Source organism: Aminobacter anthyllidis (assembly GCF_018555685.1).
GTDB lineage: Bacteria > Pseudomonadota > Alphaproteobacteria > Rhizobiales > Rhizobiaceae > Aminobacter > Aminobacter anthyllidis.
The window spans coordinates 130083-147170 of sequence record NZ_JAFLWW010000011.1; the positions used below are offsets into that span (position 1 = coordinate 130083).

Genomic DNA, 17088 nt, shown 5'->3' on the forward strand with positions numbered 1-17088 from the left:
GATTGTCGCGGAGGCATCCGGCCATGACAGCGAATAGGCTTTTGCTTGCCACCGTGCCCGCAACACTGATGGTCGTTACGCTGTTCGGCGCCAACGGCGCCGAACAGCGGCTGACTGCGCTCGCAACAAACGGCGACGTGCGTCTGATGCTCGGCCGTATCGGGCCAGCCTTGCCCTATGTCTTGTCGGGAACTGTTGGCGTCTTCTTTCTCTTCGCAGCAGCAGGTGCCGTACACGTCAAAGCCGCCGGCTGGAGCGTTGCGACGGGAAGTGCGGTGGCAGTTTTCATGGCCGCAGCCCGCGAGGCGATCAGGCTTTCCGCTCTCTCGGCAGCCGGACACTCAGTACTATCGTTGGCCGATCCCGCCGCCATGTTTGGCGCGCTCATGGCCCTGCTCACAGGCTTCTTTGCGCTTCGTGTCGCCGTCAAAGGCAACAGCGCATTCCTGAGAGGCTCCCCACTCCGCATTCGCGGTAAACGGGCAGTACATGGCGAAGCCGAATGGATGAGCATGCGGGACGCCCAACGGCTCTTTCCGGATACTGGCGGGATCGTCGTTGGAGAGCGCTATCGCGTCGATCGTGACAGCGTGTCGGCAATGGCATTTCGCGCCCAAAGTAAGGAGAGTTGGGGCGCAGGTGGGCGTTCACCACTGCTCTGCTTCGATGGATCCTTCGGTTCGGGTCACGGCATCGCCTTTGCCGGTTCCGGCGGCTTCAAAACCACTTCGGTAACAATCCCCACCGCACTCAAATGGGATGGCGGCCTGGTAGTACTTGATCCGTCATTGGAGGTTGCGCCGATGGTGATAGAACATCGCCGCAAAGCCGGCCGCAATGTCGTCGTGCTCGATCCCGCCAACTCCGCTACTGGCTTCAACGCCCTCGACTGGATCGGTCGATTTGGAGCTACGAAAGAAGAGGACATTGTCGCGGTCGCGACCTGGGTCATGACCGACAATCGGCGACAACCCTCCGCGCGAGACGACTTTTTCCGCGCCTCCGCCCTGCAGCTTCTCACCGCGCTGATTGCCGATGTCTGTCTGTCGGGACATACAGGACCAAGAGACCAGACCCTTAGGCAGGTGCGCATCAACCTTTCCGAGCCCGAGCCGAAACTGCGAGAACGTCTCACACAAATCCATCAGCAGTCAGCATCCGGTTTTGTGAAGGAGAACGTTGCCGTATTCGTGAACATGACCCCGGAGACATTTTCCGGGGTTTACGCCAATGCCGTGAAGGAAACTCACTGGCTCTCCTATCCGAACTATGCGGCGCTGGTCTCAGGCGATGCATTCACAACCGACGACCTGGCAAACGGTGGCACCGACCTCTTCATTGCGCTCGACCTCAAGGTTCTGGGTGCGCATCCCGGCCTCGCCCGTGTCATCATCGGCGCACTTATGAATGCGATCTACAATCGAAAAGGAAATGTCGCATCAAAGACGCTGTTCATGCTCGATGAGGTCGCCCGGCTCGGTTATCTCAGCATACTCGAAACAGCACGCGATGCCGGGCGCAAATACGGCCTGACGCTTATGATGATCTTTCAGTCTATCGGGCAGATGCGCGAGGCCTATGGCGGTCGGGATGCTACGAGCAAATGGTTCGAGAGCGCGTCGTGGATCAGCTTCGCGGCGATCAACGATCCAGATACTGCCGACTATATCTCACGGCGCTGCGGCGACACTACTGTCGAAGTTGACCAGGTGAGCCGCACCAGCCAGACGTCAGGATCGTCGCGATCACGATCAAAGCACCTATACCGACGCCCCCTGATCCTACCGGACGAGGTCATGCGCATGCGCTCGGATGAGCAGATCATTTTTACCGCTGGCAATTTGCCGCTCCGATGCGGACGCGCTGTCTGGTTCCGGCGTGATGACATGACGGCTTGCGTCGACAGAAACAGATACCATTGGAGAGAAGACGAAGCATGAGCGAGTGACTGTTCGCCATCACTGGGGAACTTACACATGCGCGAGTGTCCACTCCAATTGCGCTCTTGTCGAATGGTTCGAACACAGTGCTCATGATCCCTAAGGTAGTGGTGCACGGACACAGTGGCCCGCATTATCGACTGCAAACGCATTACCGTAGTGAATCGATCATGGCGGATCGATTCAAACATGTTGTTAGACCTGACGCGTGTTCGCAGAGAGACTCTATCTCTATGGGCATCACCTCAGACGACATTCATCTGCACCGCATCGACCCGGCCCTGAACATGCGCCGGTTCTACAGCCTGACGCTCCAGCCGACGTTGTTTGGCGGCCTGTCGGTCATTCGAAACTGGGGGCGAATTGGCACCAACGGACAAGCCATGATCGAAACCTTCGATGGACCCGACGAGGCTCATAGAGCCCTGAGACGTCTGGAAACGATGAAGAAGCGACGGGGATACTGGGATCCAAGTGCCGCGAGAACGCGCAGCAGTTGCACAAGGTGAAACAGACTGCGGCTTCGCAAGCCGTTGCGAGGAGGTCCACGCCGATCCTCAGCGCCTTGACACGCCGCGTTTTGCCGCGACCTCAAGCCTGGAAAAGGTCGCGGCCGGACATGCATTACCGGCTCGCGCGGATACGCACGAACCCTTGCGAAGCTCCTCAGTACGCTGCGTCGGTGGAAGGCGATAAGGTTGGGAGGCTTGCCGCTCGTATCTTTGTCCATGAGAACCAGGCCCACGCCGCCCAGCAGAGCTCCGCTAAGCAAGGCTGACGCGCTTCTTTCTCACCGGCGGCAGGTCGGTGCAAACGCCTTCGGCAACTTCGGCGGCCATGCCGATGGTCTCGCCGAGCGTCGGATGCGGATGGATCGTCTTGCCGATATCGACGGCATCGGCTCCCATCTCGATTGCCAGGCAGATCTCGCCGATCATATCACCGGCAGCCGGGCCGACGATAGCGCCACCGATGATGCGGTGAGTTTCCTTGTCGAACACCAGCTTGGTGAGGCCATAATCGGCGCCATTGGCAATGCCCCGGCCAGACGCTGCCCACGGGAATTTGCCGACCTCGACAGCGCGGCCCTCCGCCTTTGCCGCGTCCTCAGTCATACCGACCCAGGCAATCTCCGGGTCGGTATAAGCGACCGACGGCACGACCTTGGCGTCCATGAAACTCTTGAGCCCGGTTGCCGCCTCGGCAGCGACATGGCCTTGGTGCACCGCCTTGTGCGCCAGCATGGGATTGCCGGTGACATCGCCGACGGCAAAGATGTTCTGGTTGCGGGTGCGCATCTGCGCATCGACCTCGATGAAGCCCTTGGCGTCGAACGTGACGCCGGCGGCGTTGAGTTGCAGTGCCTCAACTGCCGGGCGCCGACCCGCCGCCTGCAGGATCAGGTCGTAGCGTCGCACCCCCGCCCCCTCACCGCTCGTCGTCACAACGAGCTCATCCTTCTCAGCGACCACGCTGTCGACGCGCGCGCCGACCAGCAAGGCATCGAAACGATGGGCGTTACGCTTGCGCCAGGTCTCGACTACGTCGCGGTCAACGTCGGGCAGTAGTCTGTCGAGTTGCTCGACCAAGTCGACGCACGCGCCGAGCGCGCTGTAGACGGTGGCCATTTCAAGCCCGATGATGCCCCCGCCGATGACCAGCATGCGTTCGGGGATGAACGGCAGTTCAAGCGCCCCGGTGGAATCGACGATCCGTGGATCATCGGGCAGAAACGGCAGCCTGACCGGCATCGAGCCTGCGGCGACGATTGCCTTGGCGAAGACGATCCTGCGGCTTGCGCCGTCGTACAGGGCGATGTCGAGCGCATTGGCGTTGGCAAACGTCGCCGTGCCCCTGACCACCTCGACCTTACGCAGCCGCGCCATGACTTTCAGCCCATCGGTGAGCTTGGTGACGACACCGGCCTTGAAGCTGCGCAGCTTGTCGAGATCGACGGTCGGGGTATCGAAGACAACACCGTGATCGCCAAGACGCTCGGCTTCCTCCTTGACGGCGGCGACATGCAGCAGCGCCTTGGACGGAATGCAGCCGACATTGAGGCACACACCGCCGAGCGTCGCGTCGCGCTCGACCAGGATCACGCGTTGTCCGAGATCGGCGGCGCGGAAGGCGGCGGAATAACCGCCCGGTCCACCGCCGATCACCAGCACGTCGCAATCGGGCGCGGCACCCGCGGCAGGTGATGGCGTGCCTGCCACGATCGGTTTCGCAGCCGCGGCCGGCGCTTCATGAATGGCCGCAGGCTTGGCTTCGCCTCCGCCCGCTGCCGCTTCCACGGCGGCGATCAGCGCGCCCTTGGAAACGCGCTGGCCGATGGCCAGTTCGACCGAGGCGATGCGCCCAGACAAGGGCGACGGCACGTCGATCGAGGCCTTGTCGGATTCGAGCACGATCAGTGTCTGGTCGAGGGCGACGTCGTCGCCCGGCTTGATGTGCACCTCGATGACGGCGACATCCTTGAAGTCGCCCATTTCGGGCACCCTGATTTCGGTGATGCTCATCTTCGCCTCAAACGATCGCGCGGCGGAAATCGCCCAGAAGGGCAGCGATGTGGCCAAGGAACCTGGCCGCGGCAACGCCATCGACGACGCGGTGATCCCACGACAGGGAGACCGGCATGATCAGCTTTGGCTGGAAGGCCTTGCCGTCCCAAATGGCTTCCATCGCTGAGCGACCGGCGCCGAGGATCGCCACTTCGGGCGCATTGATGATCGGTGTGAAGCCTGCCCCGCCAATGCCGCCAAGTGACGACACCGAGAAACATCCTCCCTGCATGTCGGCGGCCGACAGCCCGCCGCCGCGGGCCTTGTCGGCGAGCGCGCGCATCTCCGTTGCGATCTCGAGAACGCCCTTGCGGTCGCAGTCGCGGATCACCGGGACCATCAGCCCCTTGGGCGTATCGGCGGCAAAGCCGATATGGACGTAGTTTTTGAGCACCAGCTCTTCCCCGTCGAGCGAGGCGTTGAAGCGCGAATATGCCTTGAGCGCCAGCGCCGACGCCTTGATCGCGAAGGCGACCATCGTCACCTTGGCGTCCTTGTTGGCGGCATTGAGTTCCTTGCGGAACTCCTCGAGGCCGGTCACGTCGGCCTTGTCGAAGTTGGTGACGTGCGGAATGGTCAGCCAGTTGCGGGTGAGATTGCCGCCCGAGATCTTCTGAATGCGCGACAGCGGCTGGCGTTCGATGGGGCCGAACTTCTCGAAGTCGACCGCAGGCCAGGCCGGCAGGCCGGCGCCGATGCCGGAACCGGGCACCTGCAGCGGGGAGCCTCCGGCGAGGCGCTCCTTGATATGCGCTGTGATGTCGTCGCGCAGTATCCTGCCCTTTGCGCCGGAAGGCTTGACCGTGCCTAGTTCGACGCCAAGCTCGCGGGCGAAGGCGCGCACCGACGGCGTCGCATGGGCGCCGGCAGCGGTCTCCGTCGTGAGCGCTGGCAAAGTGCTCGCCATTGGTGCTTCCGGTACCACCCTCGCTGCCGCCGGCGGTTCTGCCCTAACGGGTGGAGCCGCGGGAGCGGTTTCGGTCTTTTTGGTTTCTGGCGTGGCTGCCGAAGGCGCCATGGTAGGCGCGGTGGCATCGATCATCAGCAGCAGCGCGCCCTGCGACACGCGGGTGCCGATCGCCACTGCGAACTCTCTGACGGTTCCGGCGAAAGGCGCCGGGATTTCCATCGTCGCCTTGTCGGATTCAACCGTCATCAGCGGGTCTTCGACCGCCACCACATCGCCCGGCTTCACCAAGAACTCCACGACCGGCACATTCTTGTAGTCGCCTATGTCAGGCAACCTGACTTCCATTTGTTGGCTCATATCAACTCTTTCAGAACTGGAACTCGACCCGGATCAGCGCAGCCAAGGCGCATCGATCGCGACTTCAAGACCGTAGCGGGCGATGGCATCGGAAACCGTCTGACGCGTCACCGAACCTTCGGCGGCAAGCGCTGCAAGGGCAGCCACCGCGATGTGACGATGATCGACTTCGAAAAAGTCGCGCAGCGCGGCACGCGTGTCGCTGCGACCAAAGCCGTCGGTGCCGAGCGCTGTGAACGGCGCCTCGACATATGACGCAATCAATTGCGGATAGGCGCGGACATAGTCGGTGGCCGCAATGATCGGCGCCTTGCCCGCCAGGCAGCTGGCGAGATGGCTGACCGCCGGCTCAGCGAGCGGGTTGTAGCGGTTGTGACGCTCCGCCTCCCGCGCATCGCGCGACAGTTCGGAAAAGCTGGTGGCGCTCCACACCTCTGAGGCGACGCCCCAATCGTTGGCGAGCACCTGTGCTGCTTCGATCACCTGCGGCAGGATGGTGCCGGAACCGAGCAGGCGAACATGCCCGACACTCTTCTTGGGCTGGTGGCTGGCGATCCGGTAGAGCCCCTTGATGATGTCGGACTCGACGCCTGCCGGCATCGACGGCTGGGCGTAGTTCTCGTTCATCGCAGTGACATAATAGAACTCGTCCCTGCCCTCTTCCATCATGGCGCGGGCGCCGTGGTCGAGAATGACCGCCAGCTCATAGGCGAAGGTCGGGTCATAGGCGCGGCAGTTTGGAACGGTCGACGCAACGAGAAGGCTCGATCCATCCTGGTGCTGCAAGCCTTCGCCGGCCAACGTGGTCCGGCCTGCCGTCGCCCCGATCAGGAAGCCGCGCGAGCGCTGGTCGGCCGCTGCCCAGATCAGATCGCCGACACGCTGGAAGCCAAACATCGAATAGTAGATGTAGACCGGCAGCATGGCGAGGTTGTGCACGCTGTAGGACGTGGCGGCAGCCACCCAGGACGAGACTGCGCCGGCCTCGGTGATACCCTCCTCGAGCAGTTGCCCGTTCTTGGCTTCCTTGTAATACAGCATCGAGCCGGCATCCTCGGGCTCGTAGAGCTGGCCGACCGGCGAATAGATGCCGACCTGGCGGAACAGATTGGCCATGCCGAAGGTACGCGCCTCGTCGGCGACGATCGGCACAATGCGCGGCCCGATCTCCTTGTCCTTGATCATGTTGCCAAGCAACCTGACCGCGGCCATGGTCGTCGACATCTCCTTACCCTCGGCATTTAGGGCGAAATCGGCGTAGCTTGCCAGCGGTGGTATCGCCACCTGATCGGCTGTTCGGCGACGCGCCGGCAGGTAGCCACCAAGCGCCTCGCGGCGCGCCCGGAGATAGTTGAGCTCGGCGCTGTCTTCAGCCGGCTTGTAGAACGTGACCTGCTCCGCCTGCTCGTTGCTGATCGGCAAGGCAAAGCGGTCGCGGAAAGCCAGCAGCGCGTCGACGTCGAGCTTCTTTGACTGGTGCACCGTCATGCGCGACTCGCCGGCGGCGCCCATGCCAAAACCCTTCTTGGTTTTGGCCAGGATGACGGTCGGCCGCCCCTTGGTCGCCCTGGCCGCCTCGAAAGCCGCAAACAGCTTGCGGAAATCGTGGCCACCACGCTTCAGGGCGTCGATGTCGCTGTCAGACATATGGGCGACCAGCGCCTTGACCTCGGGATCCTCCTCGAAGAAGTGGGTCAGGTTGTAGGCTCCGTCCTTGGCGCCGAGTGTCTGGTACTTGCCATCAACGGTGGCGGCAAATCGACGGAGCAGCGCGTGCTGGGTGTCGCGCGCGAACAGCGCGTCCCATTCCGATCCCCACAGCACCTTGATGACGTTCCAGCCCGCACCGCGGAAGGTGCTCTCCAGTTCCTGGATGATCTGGCCATTGCCGCGCACCGGGCCGTCGAGGCGCTGCAGGTTGCAGTTGATGATGAAGGTCAGGTTGTCGAGCTTTTCACGCGCCGCGATCGACAGGCCGGCGATCGATTCCGGCTCGTCCATCTCGCCGTCGCCGAACACCCCCCAGACGTGGCGGCCCTCGGTATCGGCGAGGCTGCGGTCGTTGAGGTAGCGCATGAAGCGGGCCTGGTAGACAGCGGTGATCGGACCGATGCCCATCGACCCCGTCGGCACCTGCCAGAAGTCGGGCATCAGCCAGGGGTGCGGATAGGAGCACAGGCCGGTGCCACCGATCTCCTGGCGGTAATGCTGGAGATGCTCTTCCGAAAGCCGCCCTTCGAGATAGGCGCGGGCATACACGCCTGGCGCCGAATGCGGCTGGAAGAACACCACGTCCCCATCGCCCGCACCAGTGTCGGCGCGAAAGAAGTGGTTGAAGCCAACCTCGAAGATCTCCGCTGCAGAAGCATAGCTGCCGATGTGGCCGCCGAGTTCACCGTAGGCCTTGTTGGCCTTCACCACCATCGCCAGCGCGTTCCAGCGGATGATCGCGGTGATGCGCTCCTCCATGCCAAGATCACCTGGGAACGGCGGCTGCTTTTCGAGCGAAATGCTGTTGCGATAGGGGGAATACGGCAGCGGCTCATGCACGATACCGAGTTCCTTGGCCTTGCGGTCGAGTTCTCCGAGGATGAATTCGGCCCGCGTGCCACCCGAACTGACGAACAAGGACTCGAGCGAGGCCAGCCAGTCGGCTGTCTCCTGCGGGTCGCCGTCAAATCCGGCGCTGGCATCACCGATGGGGGCGGACTGGGTCTTGGTGAGCATGATGGCGCTCCAGCTCCTTGGGTTTCCACTTGCGCGCGAGGATAGCGGCAAGGCTCCGGCATTTCCTGCCGAAGGTGTTGCAAATTCCACCAAATGCAGCAGATATTGCTGCAAAGACTTCTTCGTTCAGCAGGATATGCCGCATATGCACTTTGATACGATAGACATGCGCATCCTCTCGGAAATCCAGGAGGACGCCAGCCTGACAAACGCCGAGCTTGCCTCGCGCGTCGGGCTGTCGGCCTCCCCATGCCTTGCCCGCGTGCGCGCCCTCGACGAGACGGGGGTCATCACCCGCCGCGTCGCCCTGCTCGATCCGGTGATGCTGGGCGCTGATGTCAGCGTCTTCATCCAGGTGACACTGGAGAAGCAGACCGAGGCGCTGCTCGATGTTTTCGAGGCGGCGATGGCAGGCTTTCCCGAGGTCATGGAGTGCTATTTGATGACCGGCGATTCCGACTATCTGCTGCGCGTCGTCGTGCGCGACACGGTTGCGCTCCAGCACTTCATCGTCGACCGCCTGTCCAAGACGCACGGCGTTGCCAACATCCGCTCGAGCTTTGCCCTCAAGCAGGTCAAGTACAAGACGGCCCTCCCACTGGAGCAGCTCGCCAGCCCACGCGCGCGTCGATAGCCCGCGCGGGCCGATATCCATGGAGAGCACCATCGCGGTAATCACCGCGCTTTGGAGTACTTGCGCGCAACCAACTCGACGTCGCCCACCATGTCCTGCCTGAGCAACTCAATCGGAGCGCGGCCCTCACGCAGAGCCTGCGCCACGCAGCACTGCGCGGCGTCGGGATCATGCGGTCTTCCCGTCACGCCGTGGACTACTGCCTTCGGTACGCGCCCTGCTAGACTACCTCGCGAGCGAATACGCAGCGCTCGATCGCTCCGAGGGGCTGTAGTTAGAAATGGGGGCCGACACTATGCTGCGCTCCAGCGGAGCGACTGATGTTCTGATACACATCAGCCAAGGAGGTTGCGCAGCGTCCGCATGAATACTCTTGACCCAATCGGGATCAGGTCGTCTGGAAAGTCATAATCTGGATTGTGTAGCGCCGGGTGCTGCTCGCCCGCTCCAAGGAAGAACATTGCCGAAGCTGCATTGTGGCCAAACACACCGAAGTCTTCCGATGCACGCATGGGCAGGTTGTCTTGTGCGTGCACGATGCGCTCTTCATCGAGAGCCAGCCGCAGCTGCTCGACCGCCTCCGGTGCGTTGACGCTGGCAACGAACGTCTCATGATAGTCGTACTGAGCCGACAAAAGATTCTTATCGGCAATGCTCGTCACAAGGGCTTCCGCGGCAGCACACAAGCTGGCCATGAGGTCGTTGCGCTTGGTGCGCAATGTTGCCCAGACCTCGGCATGTCCGGGCGCAATGCCGAACACGGCTTCGCCCATCGTGGCATGGGTGACTGTGACCATGCTAAAATCGTCATCTGCGAAGGTTCCGTTGCCAAGCGCAGGAAGTGCCGGCATCAGCTGGCTTACCGCCATCATTGGCGAAACGCCGGTCTCCGGCATCGACGAATGGGCTGTCTTCCCGGCCAGCATGATGCGCATGCCGCGCGAGGCACAGTTCACTACGCCAGATTTGAGCCTTACCTCACCTAGCGGCACCCCAGGCAGATTGTGCAACGAAAACGCGAAATCCGGCGCGATCTCACCGAAGCGCGGATCGGCGACGACGCCGGCCGCTCCGTTTCCGGTTTCTTCCGCTGGCTGGAACATCAGCACGACGCGTCCTCGGGCGGGCCTCCTACGGCCAAGCTGACGCCCAAGCGCCGCCAGGATCGCGGTATGTCCATCATGGCCACACATGTGCGATTTGCCTGGCACGAGTGACGAATGGGCCGCGCCTGAAACTTCATGGATAGGCAGCGCGTCGAGTTCCGAGCGAAACATCACAGTTGGCCCTGCCATGCCACTCTCGTAGACCGCCGCGACCCCATGCCCACCCAGGCTGGTCAGCACCCTGTCCGGCCCCGTATTCTCGAGGAAGTTGACGACCTCTTCTGCGGTCCGCTGCTCTTCGTTTGAGACTTCCGGATGTTGGTGCAGTTTGCGCCGCCACGCCGTAAGCTCGACGATGTCCTGGTTGGTTAGTGTCACGTGTCCGTCTCCGCTAGCACTAGTTCCATAATAGGCCTAGTTCTGCAGACGTCTGTCAAAGCTGATTAGGGACGCGACGCTGTCAGCCAGTTAGAAACGCGACACTGGCACATAGGGCCAGCCCCGATCCGACCGGCTGGGCCGGGTTGAAAGGGAGGAGCGGGGGCGGGTGGGAGAGCGTACCGAGCGAGCTTACGAGGCAGAAATCAGAAAGGCCTTCGATGCAATGCCCTGGCGTGAGCGTTGGAAGGCGCGCATGCCAGGCCTCCTGTTGTTCATTTTCATGCTGGAGTTGGGTGCTGCATTCGTCGCGGCACCATTCTTCGTAGATTGAGCACCATGGTGTGGTTTTGGCCACCAGTGAGATCGCCACCTGTGCGATTGGCCCGTTCAACCGACGCGGCCGGTTCTTTTACCTCGCGGAACAGGCGCTGCAGGGCTTAGCCGAAGGCTCGATCCTGCTTGAGGTCGCGCGTCTGACGAGAACTTTTGTCGCGAGGCCGGCATACTGGTCGAGCGACCTTGTTGACGCCGCGAGTCAATCCGCCACTTTTCTGCCAAATTGACGCTACGGAATGCGTTCAAGCCCGTCGGTGATAAGCGGGCAAGGGAGAAAATCATGAAAGTCCAAGCCTTCGAACACGCCATTTTCGTACGTGACGGCAAGAACTCGATCCGCGAGCTTGAATGCATCGATGATGCATTGGCTTTCCTGGGCTCGTGGCCTCAAAGCAGGCGCGGCCCGATCTATCAGTCTGCCTATCGTGCCTGCCAGGCGGTCCGTGAAGAGCGACTTCACCTAGATGGCGCTCGCAATGCTCTACTGTGCTTTGCACGGTCAGCGGGCGTTCTGGAACATGCGCCGGTGTCGATTGAGCCATGGATGATCGCCCCTCGCAATGGACGCGGCGGCATCTTGGCCTGACAACCCAACCGAGGAGATGTTGCAACGCAGTCCTGTCCCCGCGAGGGCTGGGCTGAACGCAGCTGAAACGGCCGCGGTACTCATTACTTATCCGCGGAATTTCAATCTCGCCTGACATAGTTTGTTTTCAGTTAATCGTCGCGACGATCGCCTTATCTCGATCGCTTGGGAGCTAAGCGCCTCTGCTGCTGGCGGTCTTTGCCAGCCAGGTGGCGCCCGCCCGTAGGGAAATGCGATGATCGCCCGGACCTTGCACGCCTCCTACGAGCACTTGGGGAGCAACGGGCGGGAGAGAAAATTGCCCTCGGCTGGCCCGCAGCGATGCAATCCGAAAAGAGCAGCGCATAAAGCGCAGACATCGGCACGTCCGTCAGGACGGAGATGCCGGGACGATGACGAAGCAAATTCGCGCCCGGCTCGATCGGTCAACAAGGTGACCTAAGGAGGTTCAGCATAGCGCCGCGTGAGCGGGAACCGGGGCAGATCACCTCCGACGAGCAGTCAATTTGCTGGCGCGATGGCGCCGGCTAGCTTTATCAGCTTCGACAACGGGCTGTCGGCAACTCGCCCTCACGATGCGAGCTCATGGATTCTCACACCTGGCACAACCTCGCGGGCAATCTCGCAAAGGTGCTGATGGTGTGTGAGGTAGATTACCTGGCCGGTCTTGGCCATTTCGCCAAACAGCCTGAACACTTCCTCGGACCGGACATGATCGAAGGTTTCCATGATGTCGTCGGCGATGAATGGCACTGATGGGCGAATTTGCGCGAACTCGTAGTAGCCGGCCAGTCTCAGCGCCAGATAGAGTTGAAAGCGCGCGCCCTTGGAGAGCGCGTCGGCCACCTTGGATTGCCCGTCACGCTGCAATGCAATGAGGACTTCTCCACCCTTTACGGGCTGGGTCGTCAGGCCGACATACTGCCCTCTAGTCATCAGCGCAAAGGCATCCGAGGCGCGTGCCATCATGCTTGAGCGATGACGGTCACGGTAAAGGCGCAAGGCGTTTGTTGCAGCCATGACGCCCAGCTTCAGTTCGATGAACCTGACTGCCTTTTCTTCGATATCGAGCAGGATGGTCCGACGATCGGCATCGATGCGAGCGACCGCACTGTCACCACCGATCGCATCCAGCCTGTCGGCGGCCCGCGTCAACCGAACGAGCTGCGCCTCGATGAGGACGTCGAAATCAGCAAGCCGCCGCTCGATATCGGCCTTTTCGACCTCTAGGAATTCCGGCGCCAGACCATCCAAGGCCGCCAGTGCGTGATTTGTGTTTTCAGCCGAGAGCTCGATGCAAAGCTTCTCCTCGAGTTCGATCACCTGACCACCCAAGCGGTCCCGCTCGCGCAACTGGTCGTCGCGCTCGATGACTTCTGCGAGCGTTTCGACAGCGAAGATCTCAAGCACTTCGCTCTTTTTTTGTTCGTGGGCCACAGCCGCTTGCTCAAGGCTTTCCCTGATATCTTTCAACCGCTCCAATTCAATGACGAGGCTCGCCTTGTTCTCCCTTGCGCGATCGGCAAGTTCCAAGCGCTGTTGAAGGGCCGCCACGAGCTGCGCCGGATCGTCATCATCCACAGAATGGTTCACTTCGATTGCAGCATTTGCGACTTCGACGATGAAGTTCGCCCGGTCTGCTTGCATCTTGTCGACGCGAAGCTGCAGTGCCTCGCGATCCTGGAGAGATTTAGACAGAAGAGCCAACTGGTCAAGAACGCTTCCAAGGCCCGGTATTGAAACACTACCCTCGAGCCATGTTCCCCTAACCGTCTCGGCAACGGCATGAAGCCAATCCTGCTCGTGCCGTTCCGCCAATTCGACCGCGCGCCGCCTGGTTGCGAGCTCCTCCTCCTTGGCAGTTACTGTCCGGAACGCTTCGGCCCGCTCGGCGTCCATCCTGGTTTGCCGCGCCAAGAACTGGTCGGCAATGGCAATTGCCGTCTCGAGACTGTCACCTGCGTTCGGGGCAATGCCGACGCTCTCCAGTGCCCCAGCCAGCGCAAGCAATACGACCGCTCCGTCGTCGCTCGCACGCTCGGCTTTCCTGCGGGCGATGTCGATCCTCGCCCAGGCATCGAGAGCGTCTTTGCGAGCTGCAGCGAGATCCTCGATCAGTTCTATCAGCCGCTCGGTGGAGATTTCCGCCCTATGCGTGAGCAAATCACTTGCCGAAGCCACCATCTCTATCACCAGGGCTTCATGTTCCAGGCGGTTCACATCGATGGCAGCACGCGCTCGCGTGAGTACGGCTTCGGTTTCAGCGAGGCTCCGCCTTGCTGCACGCGTTTCAGCAAGTCCATGCGCGTTGGCAAGTCTGCCAACCCCGGCTGCATCGTCACGAGCAAGGGCCACTGCAAACTGATCGGCGGTTTCGCCGCCAAGCTCGCCTCTGTGCCTTTGCCAGGCCTCATCCCGCTCGCGGCGGATCGCAGCCGCCGTTTCGTCGTCCGGAACGTCCACCGAGGAACGAAAGATGTCAATCCGGCTCGAGAGCAATGTCTTGACGTCTTCATGCTCGGCAATGCGTGTCGAAAGCACCGCCTTTGCCTTGGCAAGTTCGGCCGAGCGCCCTTTCCACGCGCTGACTTGCGATGCGCTCGGAACTGAAATCCCAGACAGCAACCGGGCATCGCCCGCCCAAGGATGCAGGCGGCGCAGTGCCGCCTCCCACAGGGCCGCGTGTTCATCTTCGCTCTCGCGCGCCGCCCGAATTTCGCGAAGGTGCCCACTTTCCCTCGCCTTCGAAAGCGACGCCATCACCCGCGCCCTGGCGGGTGCCGGCACGGCAGGCTCCTCGCCAACACGCTCACGTGCAGCCTGGAGGGCATCGAATGAGGCCGAGGCCTCATCGCGTGCGACACGCAGACTGGTTGCGACGCCTGATCGCTGTTCGAGCAGGTTGCGCAGAGCCCCCACAATCGCCGCAGGTACAAGCAACTTTTCGGGATTTGTTTCAAACGACCGGCCAAGGGCCGATAGACAGCTCGCCACCACATTGTCGAGAATTTGCAATTCGATCTTTCGCGCCGGCAGGTCGAGGCCAGCCGAAATGTATCGCGCCTTGGCGTCTGCCATGGCGCGCACCCGTTCCGACACAGTAAGAATTTGTTCGTCCAGCTGGATTGATCGGACCCTGCCATGAACTCTTTCGAGCTCGTCAGCGATCGCGGACTGCCTCGTCCTGAGGCTTGCATCGTCGTCGATCATTTCGGCGACGCTGCCGGTCCACTTCAGGGCAGGCGCGACAAGGTCTGGCAGTTCTGCCAGCCGCGCCTTCTTCCGCTCTATCTCTCTCAGCATTGGGAATGCGTGCAGAAGCTTCGAAATGGTCCCCAGCCGTCCGGTCAGGGCCGCCCGTTCAGCCACACTGCGATCATATTGTTCCTTTGCGTCACTACGCTCGGATTCCAGGCTCTCATAGGTCGATGCGAGGGTGTCTATGGCATCGCGTGCGGCTTTCAATTCGGCAAGGCGCTTCTTGAGGAGCGCAATCTCGGTGTTCTGCGCCTGCCTGCGGTGGATCTTGTCCGCATCCGCCTCGAGAGCGCTAAGGGTGTCACTGGCATGGCCTAGCCCGGCACTGGCCGTAAACAGCAGCTTGCCCAGATCACCGCGCGACTCCAGTATCGCCCTCCCACCGGCTTCCAGAGTCTCGTCATCGAGCGAGAACATGGTGGTGTATGCATCGCGGGAAAGACCTGCGAGATGGGCAGAAAGCGCAACTTCGCTCACCGGCTGGCCGACTTCGTTGAACAACGAATTGTTGCGCTGCTTGGTGCGGGCGAAAACTTGCTCTTCACCAGAAAGTTCGAGCACTCCGCCCACACGCATAGCGCCATACTCATGCAGGAAATTGTATCGACTCCGCTCCTCGATCCCGAACAACAGATCGAGATAACCTGACAGCGCTGTCGACTTGCCGGCCTCGTTCAGCCCGAAAACGATATGAAGGTCCGGCCCTTGTTGCGGCCTTTGCCCGAAATCGATCGTCTTGTCGGTGAACTTGCCGTAGCGGACCAGATCAAGGCGCCTGAGCCTCATTGCACGCCACCCGCCTTGAGACGGGCTGTCACCAACTCGGCGCCACCGGTAAGTACCCGGTCGAGAAACTCCTCCAACGCTGCTTCATCCTTTCCCGCGAATTCGCGTGCGTCGGGCGGCAGGTCTGTGAGCGTCCTCATCACGAGCGCCTTCGCTTCCTCGCGAAAGGCTTGGGACCGGATGTCTGCGCCCATGGTTTGGGCAAGCTCGAATATCGGGTCGGCTGCGCCTTCAGATGCCTGAGAACTGTTGTCCGAAAGCTCAAGTTCGAGCTTTTCAACCCAGATATCGCCAATGTGTTCACCCAGCTGTTCGGCCTCAGCTAGTAGCAGATCCCTGTCGCGGATAATGCTCCATGACAATGGCGATGAAACCATAAGCCTGAGACGGATCACGGCATGGCGCGACCTGACCGCCACTCGGACCTTTTCCAAGGCAATCCGAATGCGCCCCACGGCTTCCGCCCATTCCACTGTTTCCGTCAAGTCGACGTCCACACGCTCGAACTGCGCGATGCTTACCGCCCTCTCCTCGATCTCGATCAAACGGTCGTCTCGGATAGTCACCAGGGTAACGGACTTCTCTCCGGCCTCGTTGATGTCCCTGCCCTGCGGTATTCCTGGCATCACAATCGTAGCTGTCCCGGGATAGACCTTGCGGACATGGACATGGCCCAGCGCCCAGTAGTCGAAACCATGCCGCTGTAGGTCGGCTACGCTGCACGGAGCATAGACATCGTGGCCGGGAGAACCTGCAAGGCTGGTGTGCATGATGCCGATATTGACCAGACTTTCCTGGGCAGCCGCATATTTGGGAAGCAGGCTCTCGGACGCCTTTGAGCTGGCAAAGCTCAAGCCATGGAAGGCAACGTCGAGCCCACCAGCTGTCTGGAGCACTATCTGAGCCCGCCCGCCAAATATGGTCACGGTTTCAGGAAAGGTGAGCTGCTTAGATATCCGCGACAGTGCGTCATGATTGCCGCGGATCTTGTAGACCATGACGCCGGCCTGATGAAGGCGCATCATCTGGGTGGCCAGAAAGCGTGCAGTCTTCATCGACGTCTGGTCGCCGTCATAAAGATCGCCGGCGATAATGAGTGCATCGACCTGCTCCGAAAGGCAGAGGTCGACGATTGCAACAAAGGCCTGTCGGCTCGCATCGCCAACTAGCTCAGCAAGCTCGGCGTTCCGCAGCGCCAGCGAACGCAACGGTGAGTCGAGATGAATATCGGCCGTGTGAACAAATCGAAACGCCATACAGGTCTCCAGCCACAGAAGGCGAGTATGTCTGCGGCGACTATTGATATGGCGACACTGAAACAGCTTCCGCTGCGAGTGGACGCAACGCTGCTTTATTGCGTTCGGAGAACAGCTTGTCAAAGCTCGAACTTGACTGGTGCCGACAATCCAGCGCTATGAACGCTCGCTCAACATTCCCATAGAGGGCCTGAGGCGGACCGTCTTCCATTTGCGTCATTATGAGATTTACGGCATAAACAAAATT

The 17088-nt window shown here is 61.2% G+C and carries 10 protein-coding genes and 1 pseudogene; 5 read left to right on the top strand and 6 right to left on the bottom strand.

The features are described from left to right. The first annotated feature begins 23 nt into the window (after positions 1 to 23). Together traG and J1C56_RS27835 are read left to right on the top strand one after the other, a co-directional pair. On the top strand, positions 24 to 1940 hold the full coding sequence (gene traG / locus J1C56_RS27830; RefSeq protein ID WP_214393234.1) for a Ti-type conjugative transfer system protein TraG: 1917 nt from the start codon (positions 24 to 26) through the stop codon (positions 1938 to 1940). A gap of 233 nt (positions 1941 to 2173) precedes the next feature. Then, positions 2174 to 2449, top strand: a complete 276-nt coding sequence (locus tag J1C56_RS27835) for a WGR domain-containing protein (protein WP_214393235.1) — start codon at positions 2174 to 2176, stop codon at positions 2447 to 2449. A gap of 255 nt (positions 2450 to 2704) precedes the next feature. Here J1C56_RS27835 and lpdA read toward each other — a convergent pair whose 3' ends face one another. From lpdA to mdeB, 3 genes are read right to left on the bottom strand one after another with little or no spacing between them, the layout of a single operon-like run. Next, on the bottom strand, positions 2705 to 4462 hold the full coding sequence (lpdA, locus tag J1C56_RS27840) for a dihydrolipoyl dehydrogenase (protein WP_214393236.1): 1758 nt from the start codon (positions 4460 to 4462) through the stop codon (positions 2705 to 2707). A gap of 7 nt (positions 4463 to 4469) precedes the next feature. Next, entirely contained in the window at positions 4470 to 5771 is a 1302-nt protein-coding gene (locus J1C56_RS27845) for a 2-oxo acid dehydrogenase subunit E2 (RefSeq protein ID WP_214393237.1), read from the bottom strand. Between the two features lie 33 nt (positions 5772 to 5804). Beyond that, positions 5805 to 8498, bottom strand: coding sequence for an alpha-ketoglutarate dehydrogenase (gene mdeB / locus J1C56_RS27850; protein WP_214393238.1), 2694 nt, complete (start codon positions 8496 to 8498; stop codon positions 5805 to 5807). A 145-nt stretch (positions 8499 to 8643) separates the two neighbouring features. Between mdeB and J1C56_RS27855 the strand changes: the two genes are divergently transcribed. Both J1C56_RS27855 and J1C56_RS33105 read left to right on the top strand, forming a co-directional pair. Beyond that, the gene (locus J1C56_RS27855) at positions 8644 to 9132 is read left to right on the top strand and encodes an Lrp/AsnC family transcriptional regulator (protein ID WP_214393239.1); all 489 of its coding nucleotides are present in this window, start codon (positions 8644 to 8646) and stop codon (positions 9130 to 9132) included. 169 nt (positions 9133 to 9301) lie between these two features. Then, positions 9302 to 9406 (top strand): annotated as a pseudogene (locus J1C56_RS33105) (LysR family transcriptional regulator); the annotation flags it as partial. A 61-nt stretch (positions 9407 to 9467) separates the two neighbouring features. Here the strand turns inward: J1C56_RS33105 and J1C56_RS27860 are convergent. Then, the gene (locus J1C56_RS27860) at positions 9468 to 10616 is read right to left on the bottom strand and encodes an amidohydrolase (protein WP_214393240.1); all 1149 of its coding nucleotides are present in this window, start codon (positions 10614 to 10616) and stop codon (positions 9468 to 9470) included. Positions 10617 to 11235: 619 nt separating this feature from the next. On the opposite strand from J1C56_RS27860, the gene J1C56_RS27865 reads away from it, so the two are divergent. Then, the gene (locus J1C56_RS27865; RefSeq protein WP_214393241.1) at positions 11236 to 11541 is read left to right on the top strand and encodes a DUF982 domain-containing protein; all 306 of its coding nucleotides are present in this window, start codon (positions 11236 to 11238) and stop codon (positions 11539 to 11541) included. Positions 11542 to 12111: 570 nt separating this feature from the next. Here J1C56_RS27865 and J1C56_RS27870 read toward each other — a convergent pair. Next, on the bottom strand, positions 12112 to 15585 hold the full coding sequence (locus J1C56_RS27870; protein WP_214393242.1) for an ATP-binding protein: 3474 nt from the start codon (positions 15583 to 15585) through the stop codon (positions 12112 to 12114). Further along, the gene (locus J1C56_RS27875; RefSeq protein ID WP_214393243.1) at positions 15582 to 16841 is read right to left on the bottom strand and encodes a metallophosphoesterase family protein; all 1260 of its coding nucleotides are present in this window, start codon (positions 16839 to 16841) and stop codon (positions 15582 to 15584) included. Before J1C56_RS27875 ends, J1C56_RS27870 begins: the two co-directional genes overlap by 4 nt. Between the last annotated feature and the right edge of the window lie 247 nt (positions 16842 to 17088).

Bases quoted from the DNA above. Each gene is read 5' to 3' on its own strand.
- J1C56_RS27855 (WP_214393239.1), top strand. From the start codon at position 8,644: ATGCACTTTGATACGATAGACATGCGCATCCTCTCGGAAATCCAGGAG.
- J1C56_RS27875 (WP_214393243.1), bottom strand. From the start codon at position 16,841: ATGGCGTTTCGATTTGTTCACACGGCCGATATTCATCTCGACTCACCG.
- J1C56_RS27835 (WP_214393235.1), top strand. From the start codon at position 2,174: ATGGGCATCACCTCAGACGACATTCATCTGCACCGCATCGACCCGGCC.
- traG (WP_214393234.1), top strand. From the start codon at position 24: ATGACAGCGAATAGGCTTTTGCTTGCCACCGTGCCCGCAACACTGATG.
- J1C56_RS27845 (WP_214393237.1), bottom strand. From the start codon at position 5,771: ATGAGCCAACAAATGGAAGTCAGGTTGCCTGACATAGGCGACTACAAG.
- J1C56_RS27865 (WP_214393241.1), top strand. From the start codon at position 11,236: ATGAAAGTCCAAGCCTTCGAACACGCCATTTTCGTACGTGACGGCAAG.
- J1C56_RS27870 (WP_214393242.1), bottom strand. From the start codon at position 15,585: ATGAGGCTCAGGCGCCTTGATCTGGTCCGCTACGGCAAGTTCACCGAC.
- mdeB (WP_214393238.1), bottom strand. From the start codon at position 8,498: ATGCTCACCAAGACCCAGTCCGCCCCCATCGGTGATGCCAGCGCCGGA.
- lpdA (WP_214393236.1), bottom strand. From the start codon at position 4,462: ATGAGCATCACCGAAATCAGGGTGCCCGAAATGGGCGACTTCAAGGAT.